The 19071-nt window shown below is 67.9% G+C and carries 14 protein-coding genes and 1 tRNA gene; 3 read left to right on the forward strand and 12 right to left on the reverse strand.

Annotated elements, in window-relative coordinates; genetic code table 11:
• Window positions 1–26 precede the first annotated feature (26 nt).
• Window positions 27–1019 carry a M48 family metalloprotease gene (locus AB0937_RS08335; protein ID WP_366710370.1) on the forward strand — a complete coding sequence of 331 codons (993 nt, stop codon included), beginning with the start codon at window positions 27–29 and terminating at the stop codon, window positions 1017–1019.
• A 55-nt stretch (window positions 1020–1074) separates the two neighbouring features.
• Here the strand turns inward: AB0937_RS08335 and AB0937_RS08340 are convergent, their stop codons facing one another.
• From AB0937_RS08340 to AB0937_RS08390, 11 genes are all read right to left on the reverse strand, one after another.
• Window positions 1075–4974, reverse strand: a complete 3900-nt coding sequence (locus AB0937_RS08340; protein WP_234849659.1) for a DNA-directed RNA polymerase subunit beta' — start codon at window positions 4972–4974, stop codon at window positions 1075–1077.
• Window positions 4975–5068: 94 nt separating this feature from the next.
• A complete protein-coding gene (rpoB, locus tag AB0937_RS08345) occupies window positions 5069–8554 on the reverse strand; it encodes a DNA-directed RNA polymerase subunit beta (protein WP_234849660.1) in 3486 nt (1161 codons plus the stop codon).
• 571 nt (window positions 8555–9125) lie between these two features.
• Window positions 9126–9515, reverse strand: coding sequence for a 50S ribosomal protein L7/L12 (rplL, locus tag AB0937_RS08350; RefSeq protein WP_033308983.1), 390 nt, complete (start codon window positions 9513–9515; stop codon window positions 9126–9128).
• A gap of 114 nt (window positions 9516–9629) precedes the next feature.
• Complete coding sequence (rplJ, locus tag AB0937_RS08355) at window positions 9630–10160, reverse strand: 50S ribosomal protein L10 (protein ID WP_234849661.1); 531 nt, start codon at window positions 10158–10160, stop codon at window positions 9630–9632.
• Between the two features lie 309 nt (window positions 10161–10469).
• On the reverse strand, window positions 10470–11297 hold the full coding sequence (locus AB0937_RS08360) for a DUF1396 domain-containing protein (protein ID WP_366710373.1): 828 nt from the start codon (window positions 11295–11297) through the stop codon (window positions 10470–10472).
• 94 nt (window positions 11298–11391) lie between these two features.
• On the reverse strand, window positions 11392–12246 hold the full coding sequence (locus AB0937_RS08365; RefSeq protein ID WP_366710375.1) for a hypothetical protein: 855 nt from the start codon (window positions 12244–12246) through the stop codon (window positions 11392–11394).
• Between the two features lie 129 nt (window positions 12247–12375).
• A complete protein-coding gene (gene rplA / locus AB0937_RS08370) occupies window positions 12376–13101 on the reverse strand; it encodes a 50S ribosomal protein L1 (protein WP_366710377.1) in 726 nt (241 codons plus the stop codon).
• A gap of 77 nt (window positions 13102–13178) precedes the next feature.
• Window positions 13179–13613 carry a 50S ribosomal protein L11 gene (gene rplK, locus AB0937_RS08375; RefSeq protein ID WP_003992325.1) on the reverse strand — a complete coding sequence of 145 codons (435 nt, stop codon included), beginning with the start codon at window positions 13611–13613 and terminating at the stop codon, window positions 13179–13181.
• A gap of 166 nt (window positions 13614–13779) precedes the next feature.
• Complete coding sequence (gene nusG / locus AB0937_RS08380; protein ID WP_366710380.1) at window positions 13780–14604, reverse strand: transcription termination/antitermination protein NusG; 825 nt, start codon at window positions 14602–14604, stop codon at window positions 13780–13782.
• Window positions 14605–14684: 80 nt separating this feature from the next.
• A complete protein-coding gene (secE, locus tag AB0937_RS08385; RefSeq protein ID WP_030839741.1) occupies window positions 14685–14969 on the reverse strand; it encodes a preprotein translocase subunit SecE in 285 nt (94 codons plus the stop codon).
• A 108-nt stretch (window positions 14970–15077) separates the two neighbouring features.
• Window positions 15078–15150 (reverse strand) — tRNA-Trp (locus tag AB0937_RS08390).
• Between the two features lie 307 nt (window positions 15151–15457).
• Here AB0937_RS08390 and AB0937_RS08395 point away from each other — a divergent pair.
• On the forward strand, window positions 15458–16684 hold the full coding sequence (locus AB0937_RS08395; RefSeq protein ID WP_366710382.1) for a pyridoxal phosphate-dependent aminotransferase: 1227 nt from the start codon (window positions 15458–15460) through the stop codon (window positions 16682–16684).
• 136 nt (window positions 16685–16820) lie between these two features.
• Window positions 16821–17852 carry an adenosine deaminase gene (locus tag AB0937_RS08400; RefSeq protein WP_366710384.1) on the forward strand — a complete coding sequence of 344 codons (1032 nt, stop codon included), beginning with the start codon at window positions 16821–16823 and terminating at the stop codon, window positions 17850–17852.
• Between the two features lie 117 nt (window positions 17853–17969).
• On the opposite strand, the gene AB0937_RS08405 is transcribed toward AB0937_RS08400, so the two are convergent.
• Window positions 17970–19025: a UDP-N-acetylmuramate dehydrogenase gene (locus tag AB0937_RS08405; RefSeq protein WP_366710386.1), complete on the reverse strand. Its 1056-nt coding sequence runs from the start codon at window positions 19023–19025 to the stop codon at window positions 17970–17972.
• Window positions 19026–19071: the final 46 nt, after the last annotated feature.

Genomic DNA, 19071 nt, shown 5'->3' on the forward strand with positions numbered 1-19071 from the left:
CCCGCACAGGAAGGACGGCCCCGCCCATGTCGTACGAGTCCGAGCTACCGCGGACGCCCGGCTCCTCTCCACCCACCTGCGACGACGAGCTCCCTCACCGCCCCGGCCGGGTCCACATCGCCGCCCGCCAACGCGGGGCGGACGCCACCGCTCTCGGCTCGCTGGTGCTGCACCTCCCGCATGGGACGGCCAGTCTGGGCGTCGTCTTCGTCATCTCGTCCGCCGTGAGCCACCTGAGCAATCTGCCGTGGCCGCTTCTCTTCGGAGGTTGGGCCCTCAGCGGAGCCCTGGCCTTCCACCGGCCTTGTGAGCGCCTCATGGCCCGGTGGCTGTTCGGCCTGCGCTACCCCACGCCGGAGGAGGACGAGCGACTGCTGCCCGTCTGGCGCGAGGTGACCGCCCGGGCCGGAGTGGACTCGAGCGGCTATCAGCTGTGGGTGGAGGAAAGCGACGACATCAACGCCCTGGCGGCGGCCGGTCACATCGTCGGTGTGACCAGTCATTCGCTGCGAGTCCTGCCGCCCGCCCAGCTCGGAGGCGTCCTCGCCCACGAACTGGGGCATCACACCCGGGGGCACGCGTGGGCCTCACTGCTGTCCGTCTGGTACGCGCTGCCGGCCCGGCTCGCCTGGCGTCTGCTGATTCTGCTGACCACCGGGCTGGGCCGGCTCCCGACCGGTGCGGCCGCCGTCGTGATCGGCGTGGCCGGCGCGGCCGTGATCGCGCTGGCGACCGCCACGTACGGACTGATCTTCCTGCCCCTGGCCACTCCGTACCTGGTCGCCGCGTTCTCCCGGCGGTCCGAGCTGCGGGCCGACGAGCATGCTGCGGGCCTTGGCTTCGCACCCCAGCTGATGGCGGTGCTGCACCAGGAACGCGACCGGGAGGAATCTCGCCGGGTCACTGCCCCGGGGCGAGCCTTCACAAGAGAGGGAGTGATCGCGCGGCTGCTCGACTCCCACCCCGACGTCCACACTCGGCTGCACCACTTGCAGAGCCATCTGAACAAGCGCCGGTGAAACGCCGAAGGGCGGCCACCCCGCAGGATGACCGCCCTCGACTCAAGCGACTCGCTTACTGGTTGTACGGACCGTAGTCGTAGTCCTCCAGCGGAACGGCCTGGCCGGAGCCCGTGCCGAACGGCGAGTAGTCGATGTCGTCGTAGCCGACGGCCGAGTACATCGCGGCCTTGGCCTCCTCGGTCGGCTCGACCCGGATGTTGCGGTAGCGGGACAGACCCGTACCGGCCGGGATGAGCTTACCGATGATGACGTTCTCCTTGAGGCCGATGAGGCTGTCGGACTTGGCGTTGATCGCCGCGTCCGTCAGGACTCGGGTCGTCTCCTGGAAGGAGGCGGCCGACAGCCAGGACTCCGTCGCCAGCGAGGCCTTGGTGATACCCATGAGCTGCGGACGACCCGAAGCCGGGTGACCGCCCTCCTGGACCACACGACGGTTCTCGTGCTCGAACTTCGAGCGCTCGACCAGCTCACCCGGCAGCAGCTCGGCGTCGCCGGACTCGATGATCGTCACACGGCGCAGCATCTGCCGGATGATGATCTCGATGTGCTTGTCGTGGATCGACACGCCCTGCGAGTTGTAGACCTTCTGGACCTCGCCGACCAGGTGGACCTGGACGGCACGCTGACCCAGGATGCGCAGCACGTCGTGCGGGTTGGTGGCACCCACGGTGAGCTTCTGGCCCACCTCGACGTGCTCGCCCTCGCTGACCAGGAGACGGGCACGCTTCGAGATCGGGAACGCCGTCTCGTCGCTGCCGTCGTCCGGGGTGACGACGATCTTCTTGGTCTTCTCGGTCTCCTCGATCCGCACGCGGCCCTGGGCCTCGGAGATCGGGGCGACACCCTTCGGGGTACGGGCCTCGAAGAGCTCGACGACACGCGGCAGACCCTGGGTGATGTCGTCACCGGCCACACCACCGGTGTGGAAGGTACGCATCGTCAGCTGGGTACCGGGCTCACCGATGGACTGGGCGGCGATGATGCCGACCGCCTCACCGATGTCGACCAGCTTGCCGGTGGCCAGCGAACGGCCGTAGCACATCGCGCAGGTGCCGACGGCGGACTCGCAGGTCAGGACCGAGCGGGTCTTGACCTCCTCGACGCCGCGCTGCACGAGCTCCTCGATGAGGACGTCGCCCAGGTCGGTGCCGGCCGGGGCCAGCACCTGACCGTCGACCACGATGTCCTCGGCGAGGCAGCGCGCGTACACGGACGTCTCGACGTCCTCGGTCTTGACCAGACCACCCTCGGCGTTCCGGTCCGCGATCTTGAGGCGCAGACCGCGCTCGGTGCCGCAGTCCTCCTCGCGAATGATGACGTCCTGGGAGACGTCGACCAGACGACGGGTGAGGTAACCCGAGTCGGCGGTACGCAGAGCGGTGTCCGCCAGACCCTTACGGGCACCGTGCGTGGAGATGAAGTACTCCAGCACGGACAGGCCCTCACGGAAGGACGCCTTGATGGGACGCGGGATCGTCTCGTTCTTCGCGTTCGACACCAGACCACGCATACCGGCGATCTGACGCATCTGCATCATGTTGCCTCGTGCACCCGAGTTCACCATCATGAAGATCGGGTTGGTCTTCGGGAAGTTGTCGTTCATCGCCTCGGCGACCTCGTTGGTCGCCTTGGTCCAGATCGCGATGAGCTCCTGCGTGCGCTCGTCCTTGGTGATCAGACCGCGCTCGTACTGCTTCTGGACCTTCTCGTCCTGCGCCTCGTAGCCGCGGACGATCTCCTTCTTCGCCTCGGGAACGACGACGTCGGAGATGGCCACGGTGACGCCGGAACGGGTCGCCCAGTAGAAGCCGGCCGCCTTCAGGTTGTCGAGCGTCGCCGCCACGATGACCTTCGGGTAGCGCTCGGCGAGGTCGTTGACGATCTCGGAGAGCTGCTTCTTGCCGACCTCGTAGTCGACGAACGGGTAGTCCTCGGGCAGCAGCTCGTTGAAGAGCGCGCGGCCCAGGGTGGTGTTCAGCCGGAAGCTGTCACCCTGCTGCCACTCGGGCTCGCCCTCCTCGCGCGCCGGCGGGGTCCAGCCGCGCGGCGGGATGGTGCCGACCGGGAAGCGGACGTCGATCTTCGACTGGAGCGACAGCTCGCCCGCGTCGAAGGCCATGATCGCCTCGGCGACCGAGGCGAAGGAACGGCCCTCGCCCTTGAGGTCGCGCATCTCGCCGTCGGTGGTGAGGAAGAACAGACCGAGGACCATGTCCTGGGTCGGCATCGTCACCGGACGGCCGTCGGCCGGCTTGAGGATGTTGTTCGAGGACAGCATCAGGATGCGGGCCTCGGCCTGCGCCTCCGCGGACAGCGGCAGGTGCACGGCCATCTGGTCACCGTCGAAGTCCGCGTTGAACGCGGTGCAGACGAGCGGGTGGATCTGGATGGCCTTGCCCTCGACCAGCTGCGGCTCGAATGCCTGGATGCCGAGGCGGTGCAGGGTGGGCGCACGGTTCAGCAGAACCGGGTGCTCCGCGATGACCTCTTCCAGCACGTCGTACACGACCGTGCGGCCGCGCTCGACCATGCGCTTGGCGCTCTTGATGTTCTGCGCGTGGTTCAGGTCGACCAGGCGCTTCATCACGAACGGCTTGAAGAGCTCCAGCGCCATCGCCTTCGGCAGACCGCACTGGTGCAGCTTCAGCTGCGGACCGACGACGATCACGGAACGCGCGGAGTAGTCCACACGCTTACCGAGCAGGTTCTGACGGAAGCGGCCCTGCTTACCCTTCAGCATGTCGCTGAGGGACTTCAGCGGGCGGTTACCGGGACCGGTGACCGGACGGCCACGGCGGCCGTTGTCGAACAGCGCGTCCACGGCCTCCTGGAGCATGCGCTTCTCGTTGTTCACGATGATCTCGGGCGCACCGAGGTCGAGAAGGCGCTTCAGGCGGTTGTTCCGGTTGATCACACGGCGGTACAGGTCGTTCAGGTCGGAGGTCGCGAAGCGGCCACCGTCCAGCTGCACCATGGGGCGGAGGTCCGGCGGGATGACCGGCACGCAGTCGAGCACCATGCCCTTGGGGCTGTTGCTGGTCTGCAGGAACGCGGAGACGACCTTCAGGCGCTTGAGCGCACGGGTCTTCTTCTGGCCCTTGCCGGTGCGGATGATCTCGCGGAGCTTCTCGGCCTCCTCGTCGAGGTCGAAGGACTCCAGGCGCTTCTGCAGCGCCGCGGCACCCATCGAGCCGTCGAAGTACGTGCCGAAGCGGTCACGCAGCTCGCGGTAGAGCAGTTCGTCGCCCTCGAGGTCCTGGACCTTGAGGTTCTTGAAGCGGTTCCACACCTCGTCGAGGCGGTCGATCTCGCGCTGCGCGCGGTCGCGCAGCTGCTTCATCTCGCGCTCGGCACCCTCGCGCACCTTGCGGCGCACGTCGGCCTTGGCGCCCTCGGCCTCCAGCTCGGCCAGGTCGGTCTCGAGCTTCTTGGCGCGGGCCTCCAGGTCGGCGTCGCGGCGCTGCTCGATCTGCTGGCGCTCGACGGAGACGTGGGCCTCCAGCGAGGGCAGGTCGCGCGTACGGCGCTCCTCGTCGACGTACGTGATCATGTACGCCGCGAAGTAGATGACCTTCTCGAGGTCCTTCGGCGCCAGGTCGAGCAGGTAGCCCAGGCGCGACGGAACACCCTTGAAGTACCAGATGTGCGTGACGGGCGCGGCCAGTTCGATGTGGCCCATCCGCTCACGGCGCACCTTGGCGCGCGTGACCTCGACGCCACAGCGCTCACAGATGATGCCCTTGAAGCGGACGCGCTTGTACTTGCCGCAGTAGCACTCCCAGTCCCGGGTCGGACCGAAGATCTTCTCGCAGAAGAGTCCGTCCTTTTCGGGCTTGAGGGTGCGGTAGTTGATGGTCTCGGGCTTCTTGACCTCGCCGTGGCTCCACTGACGGATGTCGTCAGCGGTGGCCAGACCGATCCGGAGCTCGTCGAAGAAGTTGACGTCGAGCACTATGCGTCAATCCCTCTCAGGGTTGTAAGTCATGGGGTCTGATACGGGGGTCCTGGGGCCGGCGGCCTTCATGACGAAGGCCGCCGAACTCCCGTCAGACCTCTTCGACGCTGCTCGGCTCACGCCGCGACAGGTCGATGCCAAGCTCCTCCGCAGCGCGGAAGACGTCCTCGTCGGTGTCGCGCATCTCGATGGACATGCCGTCCGAGGACAGCACCTCCACGTTGAGGCACAGGGACTGCATCTCCTTGATGAGCACCTTGAAGGACTCGGGGATGCCGGGCTCGGGGATGTTCTCGCCCTTGACGATGGCCTCGTAGACCTTCACGCGGCCGGTGACGTCGTCGGACTTGATGGTCAGCAGCTCCTGGAGGGCGTACGCGGCGCCGTAAGCCTCCAGCGCCCACACCTCCATCTCACCGAAGCGCTGGCCACCGAACTGGGCCTTACCACCCAGCGGCTGCTGGGTGATCATCGAGTACGGACCGGTCGACCGGGCGTGCAGCTTGTCGTCGACCAGGTGGTGCAGCTTGAGGATGTACATGTAGCCGACGGAGATCGGCTCCGGGAACGGCTCGCCGGAACGGCCGTCGAACAGCGGCGCCTTACCGGTCGGGAGCACCATGCGCTCGCCGTCGCGGTTCGGGATGGTGTGGTTCAGCAGACCGGCCAGCTCGTCCTCACGCGCACCGTCGAAGACGGGGGTGGCGACGTTCGTGCCCGGGGCGACCTGGTCGGCCTCGATGGCCTGCAGGCGCTGCGCCCAGTCGTCCGCGAGGCCGGAGACGTCCCAGCCGCGGCTGGCGAGCCAGCCGAGGTGGATCTCCAGGACCTGTCCCGGGTTCATTCGGGACGGCACACCCAGCGGGTTGAGGATGATGTCGACCGGGGTGCCGTCCTCCAGGAACGGCATGTCCTCGATCGGCAGGATCTTCGAGATGACGCCCTTGTTGCCGTGACGGCCGGCGAGCTTGTCACCGTCGGTGATCTTGCGCTTCTGCGCGACGTAGACGCGCACCAGCTGGTTCACACCGGGGGGAAGCTCGTCGCCCTCCTCGCGGTCGAAGACGCGGACGCCGATGACCTTGCCGGTCTCGCCGTGCGGCACCTTCAGCGAGGTGTCACGGACCTCACGGGCCTTCTCACCGAAGATCGCGCGCAGCAGGCGCTCCTCGGGGGTCAGCTCGGTCTCACCCTTGGGGGTCACCTTGCCGACGAGGATGTCGCCGGCGATGACCTCGGCACCGATGCGGATGATGCCGCGCTCGTCGAGGTCGGCGAGGACCTCCTCGGAGACGTTCGGGATGTCCCGGGTGATCTCCTCGGGGCCGAGCTTGGTGTCACGGGCGTCGACCTCGTGCTCCTCGATGTGGATCGAGGAGAGGACGTCGTCCTGCACGAGGCGCTGCGACAGGATGATCGCGTCCTCGTAGTTGTGACCCTCCCACGGCATGAACGCCACGAGCAGGTTCTTGCCCAGCGCCATCTCGCCGTTCTGGGTGGCCGGACCGTCGGCCAGGACCTGGCCCTCGATGATCCGGTCGCCCTCGTTGACGATGACCTTCTGGTTGACCGAGGTGCCCTGGTTGGAGCGGGCGAACTTGGCCAGGCGGTACGTGATGTACGTGCCGTCGTCGTTGGCGGTGGTGATGTAGTCCGCGGAGACCTCCTGGACCACACCGGGCTTCTCGGCCTTGACCACGTCGCCGGCGTCGACCGCGGAGCGGTACTCCATGCCGGTGCCGACGAGCGGGGCCTCGGACTTAATCAGCGGCACGGCCTGACGCATCATGTTCGCGCCCATGAGGGCACGGTTGGCGTCGTCGTGCTCGAGGAAGGGGATCATGGCGGTCGCGACCGACACCATCTGGCGCGGCGAGACGTCCATGTAGTCCACGTCCTCGCCACCGACGTAGTCGACCTCGCCGCCCTTGCGGCGGACGAGCACGCGCGCCTCGGCGAAGCGGAGGTCGTCGGTGAGCGGCGCGTTGGCCTGCGCGATGACGAAGCGGTCTTCCTCGTCGGCGGTCAGGTAGTCGACCTCGTCGGTGACCTGGCCCTCGAACACCTTGCGGTAGGGGGTCTCGACGAAACCGAACGCGTTGACCCGGCCGTAGGAGGCGAGCGAGCCGATCAGACCGATGTTCGGGCCTTCGGGCGTCTCGATCGGGCACATGCGGCCGTAGTGCGAGGGGTGCACGTCACGGACCTCGAAGCCGGCCCGCTCACGGGAGAGACCACCCGGGCCAAGGGCCGACAGACGGCGCTTGTGGGTGAGACCCGACAGCGGGTTGTTCTGGTCCATGAACTGCGACAGCTGGCTGGTGCCGAAGAACTCCTTGATGGAGGCGACGACCGGCCGGATGTTGATCAGGGTCTGCGGCGTGATCGCCTCGACGTCCTGGGTCGTCATCCGCTCGCGGACGACTCGCTCCATACGCGCCAGACCCGTACGGACCTGGTTCTGGATGAGCTCGCCGACGCTGCGCAGGCGGCGGTTGCCGAAGTGGTCGATGTCGTCGGTCTCGACGACGATGTTCGTACCGCTGTCGCCGACCGTCTCGGTCTCGCCCGCGTGCAGCTTCACCAGGTACTTGATCGTCGAGATGATGTCCTCGACGGTCAGGATGCCCGCGTCGAGCGGAGCGTCCGCACCCAGCTTCTTGTTGACCTTGTAGCGACCGACCTTGGCCAGGTCGTAGCGCTTGGGGTTGAAGTAGAGGTTCTCGAGCAGCGTCTGCGCGGCCTCACGCGTGGGGGGCTCGCCCGGACGCAGCTTGCGGTAGATGTCGAGCAGCGCGTCGTCCTGGCCCTGGGTGTGGTCCTTCTCCAGGGTGGCGCGCATGGACTCGTACTCGCCGAACTCCTCGAGGATCTGCTCGGTGGTCCAGCCGAGCGCCTTGAGCAGGACGGTGACGGACTGCTTGCGCTTGCGGTCGATGCGCACACCGACCATGTCGCGCTTGTCGATCTCCATCTCCAGCCAGGCACCCCGGGACGGGATGATCTTGGCGGAGAAGATGTCCTTGTCGGACGTCTTGTCGATGGAGGAGTCGAAGTAGACACCGGGCGAACGGACGAGCTGCGACACCACGACACGCTCGGTGCCGTTGATGACGAAGGTGCCCTTGTTCGTCATGAGCGGGAAGTCGCCCATGAAGACCGTCTGGGACTTGATCTCGCCGGTCTCGTTGTTCGTGAACTCGGCGGTGACGAAGAGCGGGGCCGCGTACGTGAAGTCGCGCTCCTTGCACTCGTCGATGGAGTTCTTCGGCGGCTCGAAGCGGTGGTCGCGGAAGGTCAGCGACATCGACCCGCTGAAGTCCTCGATCGGGGAGATCTCCTCGAAGATCTCCTCGAGCCCGGACTTGGTGGGGACGTCCTGACCGTTCTCGAGAGCCTCCTCGACCCGACTCTGCCAAGCGGTGTTGCCGAGGAGCCAGTCGAAGCTCTCGGTCTGCAGCGCGAGCAGGTTCGGAACCTCAAGAGGCTCCTTGATCTTTGCAAAAGAGATGCGCAGCGGGGCAGTGCTGGCGGCGTTGTTCGTATTCGCGGTCGAGGCGTTGCGCGAGGCGGCCAAGAGGGGGTCCTTCCGAGGGCTCGGACTCACTACGCGCGTACCGGCCCCTCTCCCGTACACGGAGACAAGCTGTGCCATGAGGGCCGAAAGGCCAGGTCAGGCATGTCTTGTCATCGATGCTCGGGCGAGGGCAGACCCCTGGTGACGGGCAGGGGACAGCTAACAGGCAGCGCAAAGGGTCAGTGTAGCCACTTGGCACACTGATGTCCAGTGCGGGTTCTGGAACCCGTGTTCACCCTCGTTGTTCCACTCCTGCGACAAGGCGCTGCCCTCAACGCACGTTGATACTGCCCTCTTCGCCGCCGATCCATGCCTCGGATTCGGATCCTGTGGCGACGCGTCCTGAGAATTGCGCGCTGCGTGCGGTTCGTCAAGGCCCCTCTGCCCGATCCGGGGCCGCCCGAAGACACGACGAAGATCACCATACCCCCCGTCACCGGGGCTTCAAGGCAACCGTGGCCCACCCCCGAGAACGCCGAAGAGCGACCACCCGGATGGATGATCGCTCTTCCGCGCTTACGCGTTACACGTCCATCGGGACGTGTCGTGGATCCTGACGGATCCGAGGGTGTTACTTGACCTCGACGGAGGCGCCGGCGCCCTTGAGGGACTCGGCGGCCTTCTCGGCGGCGTCCTTGGCGACCTTCTCGAGAACGGGCTTCGGGGCGCCGTCCACGAGGTCCTTGGCCTCCTTCAGACCCAGGGAGGTCAGCTCACGCACGACCTTGATGACCTGGATCTTCTTGTCGCCGGCACCGGTGAGGATGACGTCGAACTCGTCCTGCTCCTCAGCGGCCTCGGCGGCGGCGCCACCAGCGGCACCACCGGCGACGACGACCGGCGCGGCAGCGGCGGCGGTGACGTCGAACTTCTCCTCGAACGCCTTCACGAACTCGGAGAGCTCGATGAGGGTCATCTCCTCGAACTGCGCGAGCAGGTCTTCCTGGCTGAGCTTCGCCATGATGGCGGTCCTTCCACTAATTCGGCAGGTGCCGGATGTACATGTGAGGCGGGCGTACTACTGGCCCGCGACGGTCGCCGCGTTCAGGCAGCGGCGGCCGGGATGCGAGCCGAGTTACTCGGCACCGCCCTGCTCGTCCTGCTTGGCACGGAGCGCGTCCACGGTGCGGACGAGCTTCGACGGCAGCGCCTGGAAGACGGAGGCAGCCTGGGACTGCTTCGCCTTGAAGGCACCGGCCAGCTTGGAGAGCAGAACCTCGCGGGACTCGAGGTCCGCAAGCTTCTTGATCTCATCGGCGGACAACGCCTTGCCGTCAAGGACGCCGCCCTTGATGACGAGGTTGGGGTTGTCCTTGGCGAAGTCACGGAGACCCTTCGCCGCCTCGACCGGGTCACCGGTCACGAAGGCGACGGCCGACGAACCCGCAAAGAGGTCGTCCAGCGTCGTGATCCCGGCCTCGTTGGCCGCAATCTTGGTCAGCGTGTTCTTCGCCACACGGTACTGAGCGTTCTCACCGAGTGAACGACGCAGCTGCTGGAGCTGCGCGACGGTGAGACCGGTGTACGCGGTAACGACAGCAGCGTTGGAGTTGCGGAACTTGTCCCGCATCTCCTCGACGGCATCGACCTTGTCAGGCCTCGCCATGAGCCTCGGCCTCCTTCCGGGTGATTCGGACCGCGCGGACCCGAAGGAGGACTGGGGAAAACGAAACGCCCCGGCGCAAGCGCACGGGGCGTAGCTCGACCGACTGTACGCACGCACGAGGCGGCGTTCTCCGGGAGCTTCTCCTGTGTCACCTGCGCGGGCCGTCCGCCGTTTCAGCGGATCCTTCGGCCACCGCGCCCTCTGATGAGCGCGCGGTAACGACCAGCGGTCTTTGGCTTCTGTAGGAGAGTACGGGAACGGATCGCCGTCAAGCAAATCCGCCCGTACGGCTGATCAGTGCGGGGCGGTTCAGCCCTGATCCAGCTCCTTGAACATCTCGCTCAGGTCCGCGACGTCCTTGGCCGGCGGGGCCGTGACGGTGACCGGCTTGTTGTAGTCGAGGAAGGTGATGGTCATGTCCATCGGGCCCTTGTCGGCCTGGCCCTTCATGCGGAACTGCTTGGTGCGGTCCTCGCCGTCGACCCACATGTCCATCGTGAACTTGTCGATGCCGAGCTTCTCGTACTGCTTGATGCTCTTCTCGCGCTGCTTGCGGGTCTCCGCCTTCTCGTCCTTGAGCGAGGCGCGCAGGTCGTCCAGGGTGACCGTGCCCGAGTAGTGGGTGGTCTCGACGCCCTCGACCTTCTCGCTGCCGACCTTCTTCACATCCTTGGCGCCCGTGAGGAAGGTGGACTCGGCCGCCGGGTTCTGGTCGGCCTGGGTCGGCGACCCCATCTTGTCGATCTCCTTGGCCGCGTCGGAGCCGGACAGATCGAACTTCAGCCACTTCTTGCCGTCCATCTCCTTGGCCATCTCGGCTCCCCCACCGAGGTACATGGCCTTGTCGACGAGACGGATCTCGACGGATTCGCCGGCGGCCTGATCGGGCGCCTGCATCTTCATGCTCATGGCGATCGCGGGCTTGAGGCGCATGGACGCCTCGCCCTCGACGCGACCCGACTCCGGGACCGTGCCCTTCATGCGGTACTGGAGGGACGTGATGTCCTCCGTGTTCTTCGCCGCCTTGGCGACGGCCGCGGCGGGCGTCATCTCCGGCGACTTCTCGGATCCGCAGCCGACGGCACCGGCGGCGAGAAGCAGGGCGCACGCGCCGGCGGCAGGTATGGATGTCCTCATCGATTCCCCCCAAGGAATACAAGCTCGCTTCACAGCAAGGCGGCGAGCCTATCCCAGAGGGGCACACGTGATCTATCGGAAATCGGCGCAGGGGTCAGGGCGTGCCGGACTGCTTGCGCACCAGATCCTCGAAGTCGCCGGTGTCGGACGCCGGGGGCCGCGTGGCCCGGACCGGCACGCCGTAGTCGGCGTAGTGCGCGGTCTGGGTCATCCGGCCGGTGGCCGTCCGCGCCTTCTCGACCTTCTTGACCAGCAGGTGCCGCCGGTCGATCCAGATGTCGACGGTCTGGGTGGTGACACCCGCCTCGGTGAGCTGCTCGCGCAGGGCGGCGTCGGTGACGTCGGCCGCCGCCACCGTGCCGGACCAGTGCGTCGCGGACCGGCCGTGGACGGTCTCCTCTCCGACCTTCCTGACGTCGCCGGAGGACAGCAGCAGCTTCACGGACTGGTTGGGGGTGGTGCTGCGCATCTGGTCGCCGAGGTGGGCACCGGAGCCGCCGGCGAGGGCCTCGAGGTCTTCGTACGCGTACCGGATCCAGCGCTTGCCGCCGGTCTGCTCGGCGAACTTCTCGCCCAGCCGCGCGTAGTACGCCTCGGGCAGGTAGCGGGCCTCCATCGAGGTGGTGCCGAGCCGGCGCATGGTGTCGGCGACGGTGCCGCCGGTGTATCTGATGGTGAGGGTGCCGGTGAGGCCGTCGCTCCAGCCGAGGGTGCCGTCGGCCGTCATGGACATCAGCGAGCCCATGGTCGTCGTCGACTCGACCCGGGCGGACCGGGCGGACTCGGTGGCGCGCTCGGCGGAGCGCAGTGCGGCGAGGGCCCGGCCGTGCGCGGCGCGGTCGTCCCGGCCGGGGTGGGCGGAGGAGTCCTGGGACGTGCAGGCGGTCACCCCCGTCAATGTGGTCGCCGCGAGCACCACGCCCACGCGGCGCACGGTCGTGCCCTGCATACGTCCCCCCCCGTTCGCATCCGGTTCCCGCACGTTAACCCAGGCCACCGGCGTACGTACCGGAAAAGGGAACGGGCCCCGCACCTGTAAGAGGTGCGGGGCCCGTGACCGGTTGGGTGAGCCTCAGGCTCAGACCGCAGCCGGGTCCTCCTCGACGAGGAGGTTGCGGGTGCGGTTCGGGTCGACCGGAATGCCGGGGCCCATCGTGGTGCTGATGGCGGCCTTCTTGATGTAGCGACCCTTGGCGGCGGACGGCTTCAGACGGAGGATCTCCTCCAGCGCGGCGCCGTAGTTCTCCACCAGCTTGGTGTCGTCGAAGGACGACTTGCCGATGATGAAGTGCAGGTTCGCGTGCTTGTCGACACGGAACTCGATCTTGCCGCCCTTGATCTCGGTGACGGCCTTGGCCACGTCGGGGGTGACGGTGCCGGTCTTCGGGTTCGGCATCAGACCACGCGGACCGAGCACGCGGCCGAGGCGGCCGACCTTGCCCATGAGGTCCGGGGTGGCGACGACGGCGTCGAAGTCCAGACGGCCCTTCGACACCTCGTCGATCAGTTCGTCGGAGCCGACGATGTCGGCGCCCGCGGCCTCCGCGGCCGCAGCACGGTCACCGGTCGCGAAGACCAGGACCCGGGCGGTCTTGCCGGTGCCGTGCGGAAGGTTCACGGTGCCACGGACCATCTGGTCGGCCTTGCGCGGGTCGACACCCAGGCGGAAGGCGACCTCGACGGTGCCGTCGAACTTGGTCGTGGAGGTGTCCTTGGCGAGACGGACGGCCTCGAGCGGGGCGTAGAGCTTCTCCCGGTCGACCTTGGCGTCCGCAGCGCGAAGGGACTTGCTGCGCTTGCTCACTACTGCTCCTGTGGATTCTTAGGAGTCGTGGTCCGGGCCGAGCAGGCCCTGCCACTTCTGCTGATGGAGGTTGGGGCTCAGCCCTCGACCGTGACGCCCATGGAACGGGCGGTGCCGGCGATGATCTTCTCGGCGGCGTCCAGGTCGTTGGCGTTGAGGTCGGGCATCTTGGTCGTGGCGATCTCACGGACCTGGTCACGCGTGATCTTCGCGACCTTGGTCTTGTGCGGCTCGCCGGAGCCCTTCTCGATGCCCGCGGCCTTCAGGATCATCTTCGCGGCCGGCGGCGTCTTGGTGATGAAGGTGAAGGAACGGTCCTCGTAGACCGTGATCTCCACCGGGATCACCCAGCCACGCTGCGACTCGGTCGCGGCGTTGTAGGCCTTGCAGAACTCCATGATGTTCACGCCGTGCTGACCCAGCGCGGGGCCGACCGGCGGGGCCGGGTTGGCGGCACCGGCCTGGATCTGGAGCTTGATGAGCCCCGTGACCTTCTTCTTCTTGGGAGGCATAGCTCTCCGGGTCCTTTCGATTCGGGTCCTGCCCACGCCCGGGGACCACCCGGATGCAGGCATACCGCACAACGATAACGGGTATAGATGCGCGGCTGAAAACCGAGCAGGTCAGGCAAGCGCCGGAGCGATCGCCTGACCTGCGCGGAAGCGGTGAGTCCGGAAGTCAGTTCTTCTGGATCTGGTCGAAGGAGAGCTCGACCGGCGTCTCGCGGCCGAAGATCTCGACGAGGCCCTTGACCTTCTTCGAGTCCGGGTTGATCTCGTTGATGGTCGCCTGCAGCGTGGCGAACGGGCCGTCGGTGACGGTGACCGAGTCGCCGACCTCGAAGTCCAGCACCTGGACCTCGACCTTGCGCTGCGGAGCCGGCTTGCCCTCGGCCTCGGCGGCATCGCGGGCCGCCTTCTCCTCGGCCTCGGGGGCGAGCATCTTGACGATCTCGTCCAGGGTCAGCGGGTACGGGTCGTAGGCGTTGCCCACGAAGCCGGTGACGCCGGGGGTGTTGCGGACGACGCCCCAGGACTCGTTCGTCAGGTCCATGCGGACCAGGACGTAGCCCGGGAGCTTGTTCTGCTTGATCGTCTTGCGGTCGCCGTTCTTGATCTGGACGACCTCTTCCTGCGGCACCTCGGCCTGGAAGATGTAGTCCTCGACGTTCAGCGAGACGGCACGCTGCTCGAGGTTGGTCTTCACGCGGTTCTCGTAGCCGGCGTAGGTGTGGATGACGTACCACTCGCCGGGCAGGACCCGCAGTTCCTCGCGGAGCTTCTCGATCGGGTCGCGGTTGTCCTCGGGCTCTTCCTCGAGTTCTTCCGCGGCCTCTTCGGCGTCCTCGGTCTCCGCCTCGGCGGCGTCGTCCGCGACGGCGTCGGCAGCCTCGACCTCGGCGGAGGCCTCGGTGTCCTCGCTGTCCGCGCCCTCGACGTTGTCGAGCTCGTCCTCGACGGACTCGACCGGCTCGATGGCGTCGTTCACGTTCGGGTCAGACACGGTGGCTGCTTCTTCCTGGATACATAGGGGTGGAACATGCGAAAGGAGCGCCGGGTACCTCGGCGCTCTTCGCGGACTGCTCAGCCGAACACGTACTTCGCGGCGTTGCTGAGCCCATAGTCAATCACGGTGACCAGGCCGATCATGATGACAACGAAGATGATCACCACGGTCGTGTAGGTCGTCAGCTGGTTGCGGGTCGGCCAGACGACCTTGCGCAGCTCTGCGACGATCTGGCGGTAGAAGAGGGCGAGCCGCTTCAGCGGGCCCTTCTTGCCGCGCTTGCCGCCCTTGCGGGTCTTCTTGGACTCCGGCGCCTCGTCCTGGGCATCAGGCATGTCGATGGAGCCCACGGCGTCCGTCACTCGTCCTCACCTGATTCCGGGTCGTGGCCGTGCCGCGCCCGGTCTGAGCCGCACGGCGGTGCATTGCTGTACGTACATGCGCACACATCCTGGCGAAGGTGTGTGTAGCAGGGCCGGAGGGACTTGAACCCCCAACCGCTGGTTTTGGAGACCAGTGCTCTACCAATTGAGCTACGACCCTTTGTGGTGTCCCCCAACGTACCGCATCCATCCGGATGTTTGGTGTGCACCGAACGGGCGCGGCCTGCCGAAGGCCAACGAGGTGAGAGTGTACGTGCTCCGCGGCCGGTCGTCGAACAGAAAGGGCCCGGGGGAGGGCTCGTTGGCGGAAGATCGCCTCGCGGGCGGGGGCCGGACTGACGCGAATCCGCTGAAGATCGCGCAGGCCGAGCGGGCGATCCGCACGGTTGTTCAAGGGTTTGCCCGAGGTTGTTCAGTCTGTGAAACCCCCGTGCCGCGCGCGTTTCCGGTCTGGAACGATGGGGCCCATGAGCGCTGCAACCCCTCCCACCGAGCGCCGGGTCTCCGCCCGAGTCGGCGCGATCTCCGAGTCCGCCACCCTCGCCGTGGACGCCAAGGCCAAGGCCCTCAAGGCCGCCGGGCGGCCGGTGATCGGCTTCGGCGCCGGTGAGCCCGACTTCCCGACCCCGGACTACATCGTCGAGGCCGCGATCGAGGCCTGCAAGAACCCGAAGTTCCACCGCTACACGCCGGCCGGCGGCCTCCCCGAGCTGAAGGCCGCGATCGCCGCGAAGACGCTGCGCGACTCGGGCTACGAGCCGGACGTCTCGGAGATCCTCGTCACCAACGGCGGCAAGCAGGCCATCTACGAGGCCTTCGCCGCAATCCTCGACCCGGGCGACGAGGTCATCGTCCCCGCGCCGTACTGGACGACCTACCCGGAGTCGATCCGGTTGGCCGGGGGTGTCCCGGTGGAGGTCGTCGCCGACGAGACGACCGGCTACCGGGTGACCGTCGAGCAGCTGGAGGCGGCCCGCACGGAGAAGACGAAGGTCGTCCTCTTCGTCTCCCCGTCGAACCCGACCGGCGCGGTCTACAGCGAGACGGAGACCGAGGCGATCGGCCGCTGGGCCGTCGAGCACGGCCTGTGGGTGATGACCGACGAGATCTACGAGCACCTCGTCTACGGCGACGCCTCCGCCGTGTCGCTGCCCGCGGTGCTGCCCGAGCTGCGCGACAAGTGCGTCGTGGTGAACGGTGTCGCGAAGACGTATGCGATGACCGGCTGGCGCGTCGGGTGGATCATCGGCCCGAAGGACGTCGTCAAGGCCGCGACGAACCTCCAGTCGCACGCCACGTCCAACGTGTCCAACGTCGCCCAGGCAGCCGCGCTGGCCGCCGTGTCCGGGAACCTGGACGCCGTGGCGAAGATGCGCGAGGCCTTCGACCGGCGCCGCAAGACCATCGTGCGGATGCTGAACGAGATCGACGGCGTGGTGTGCCCGGAGCCGGAGGGCGCGTTCTACGCGTACCCGTCCGTGAAGGCCCTGGTCGGCAAGGAGATCCGGGGCCGGCGGCCCAAGGACACCGTCGAGCTGGCCGCGCTGATCCTGGAGGAGTCCGAGGTCGCGGTGGTGCCGGGTGAGGCGTTCGGCACGCCCGGTTACCTGCGGCTGTCCTACGCGCTGGGCGACGAGGACCTGGTCGAGGGTGTGAGCCGGATCCAGAAGCTGCTGGCGGAGGCGCGGGACTGACCTGCACCTCACGTGAGGTGGTGGCGGGCCGTTCCCCATGCGGGGAGCGGCCCGCTTTCTCGTGTGCTCGTGCGAGCAAGACCACGTTCGGGGAAACGACTTCCGGGGCAGCCGAGCGGTACGGCAAGATCCTGGGATGGAGCGTGAACGTGATGTCTCTGAGCTGCCGAAAGCCCATCTGCACCTGCACTTCACCGGGTCCATGCGGCCCACGACCGTGCTGGAACTGGCCGACAAGCACGGGGTGCGGCTGCCCGACGCGCTGACCGAGGCGCTGGTCGGCGGGGAGCCGCCGAGACTGCGGGCGACGGACGAACGGGGCTGGTTCCGCTTCCAGCGGCTGTACGACGCGGCGCGCTCGTGCCTGCGGGAGCCGGAGGACATCCAGCGGCTGGTGCGGGAGGCCGCGGAGGAGGATCTGCGGGACGGGTCGGGGTGGCTGGAGATCCAGGTCGACCCGACGTCGTACGCGCCGCGGCTGGGCGGGTTGATCCCGGCGCTGGAGATCATCCTGGACGCGGTGGAGACGACGTCGCGGGAGACCGGGCTCGGGATGCGGGTGCTGGTCGCGGCGAACCGGATGAAGCACCCGCTGGACGCGCGGACGCTGGCGCGGCTGGCGGCGCGGTACGCGGACCGGGGGGTCGTCGGGTTCGGGCTGTCGAACGACGAGCGGCGGGGCATGGCGCGGGACTTCGACCGGGCGTTCGGGATCGCGCGCGAGGCCGGGCTGTTGTCGGCGCCGCACGGCGGTGAGCTGGCCGGGCCGTCGTCGGTGCGGGACTGCCTGGACGACCTTGGGGCGAACCGGGTGGGGCACGGGGTGCGGGCGGCGGAGGATCCGCGGCTGATGAAGCGGCTGGCGGACCGGCAGGTGACGTGCGAGGTGTGTCCGGCGTCGAACGTGGCACTGGGGGTGTACGAGAAGCCGGAGGACGTGCCGCTGCGGACGTTGTTCGAGGCGGGGGTGCCGTTGGCGCTGGGCGCGGACGACCCGTTGCTGTTCGGGTCGCGGCTGGCGGCGCAGTACGAGATCGCGCGGCGGCATCACGGGTTCACGGACGCGGAGCTGGCGGAGGTGGCGCGGCAGTCGGTACGGGGGTCGGCGGCGCCGGAGGATGTGAAGACGAAGCTGCTGGCGGGGGTGGACGACTGGCTGGCCGGCTGACGGATCAGCTCAGCCTGCGGGCAGGCGTGCCGCCAGGGGCGGCACGGGTGGGCGCAGGCGGTACCCCGCTACGCCGGGCTGCGGACCCACCCCGGCCTCAGCCCGGGCGCCGGGTGCCTACAGGCTGACCCCCACCGTCACCGGCTCGTTGACCAGCGTGATGCCGAACGCCTCGTGCACTCCGGCCACGACCTCCCGGGCCAGCGCGAGGAGGTCCTCGGTCGTCGCACTCCCCCGGTTCGTCAGCGCCAGCGTGTGCTTCGTCGAGATGCGCGCCGGCCCCTCGCCGTAGCCCTTCGTGAAGCCCGCCTTGTCGATCAGCCAGGCCGCGGAGGTCTTGGTGCGGCCCTCGCCGGCGGGGTAGGCCGGGGGCTCCGCCTCGTCTCCGAGCCGGTCGCGGACCCGTGCGCGGAACGTCTCGAAGTCCGTGTCCGTGAGGATCGGGTTGGTGAAGAAGGAGCCTGCCGACCAGGTGTCGTGGTCCTCGGGGTCCAGGACCATGCCCTTGCCGGCGCGCAGCTTGAGCACCGTCTCGCGGGCCTGCGCGAGGGGGACGCGGTCGCCCGGTCGCACACCGAGGGCGCGAGCCGTCTCAGCGTAGCGGAGGGGGGCGGAGAGGCCCTCGGCGTCCTCCAGGCAGAAGCGGACGCGCAGGACGACGTAGCGCTCGGGGTCGGACTTGAAGCGGCTGTGCCGGTAGGAGAAGGCGCATTCCTCGTTGGAGAGGGTGACCGTCTCGCCGGTGCGGCGGTCGTAGGCGACGACCTCGGTGATCGTGGCGGAGACCTCCTGGCCGTACGCCCCGACGTTCTGGATGGGCGTCGCCCCCGCCGAGCCCGGGATGCCGGCCAGGCACTCGATGCCGGCCAGGCCCGCCTCGACCGTGCGGGCGACGGCGTCGGTCCATACCTCGCCGGCGGCCAGTTCCAGCGCCGTGCCGTCGAGGGAGAAGCCCCGGGTGGCGATGACGAGGGCGGTGCCGTCGAAGCCCTTGTCTCCGATGACCAGGTTCGAGCCGCCGCCGATGAGCAGCAGCGGGGTGCCCGTCTCGTCGGCTTCGCGGACGGCGGCGATCACTTCGTCGTCGGTCGTGGCGGTGATCAGCCGGGTCGCGGGGCCGCCCAGGCGGAAGGTCGTCAGCGGGGCGAGGGGGGCGTCGTGGAGTTCCTGCACGGGCCCAAGCGTACGAGACGGCACTGACGGGGTCGGGCGCACGTGC

This window comes from Streptomyces sp. NPDC047880, assembly GCF_040706515.1.
Classification (GTDB): Bacteria; Actinomycetota; Actinomycetes; order Streptomycetales; family Streptomycetaceae; genus Streptomyces.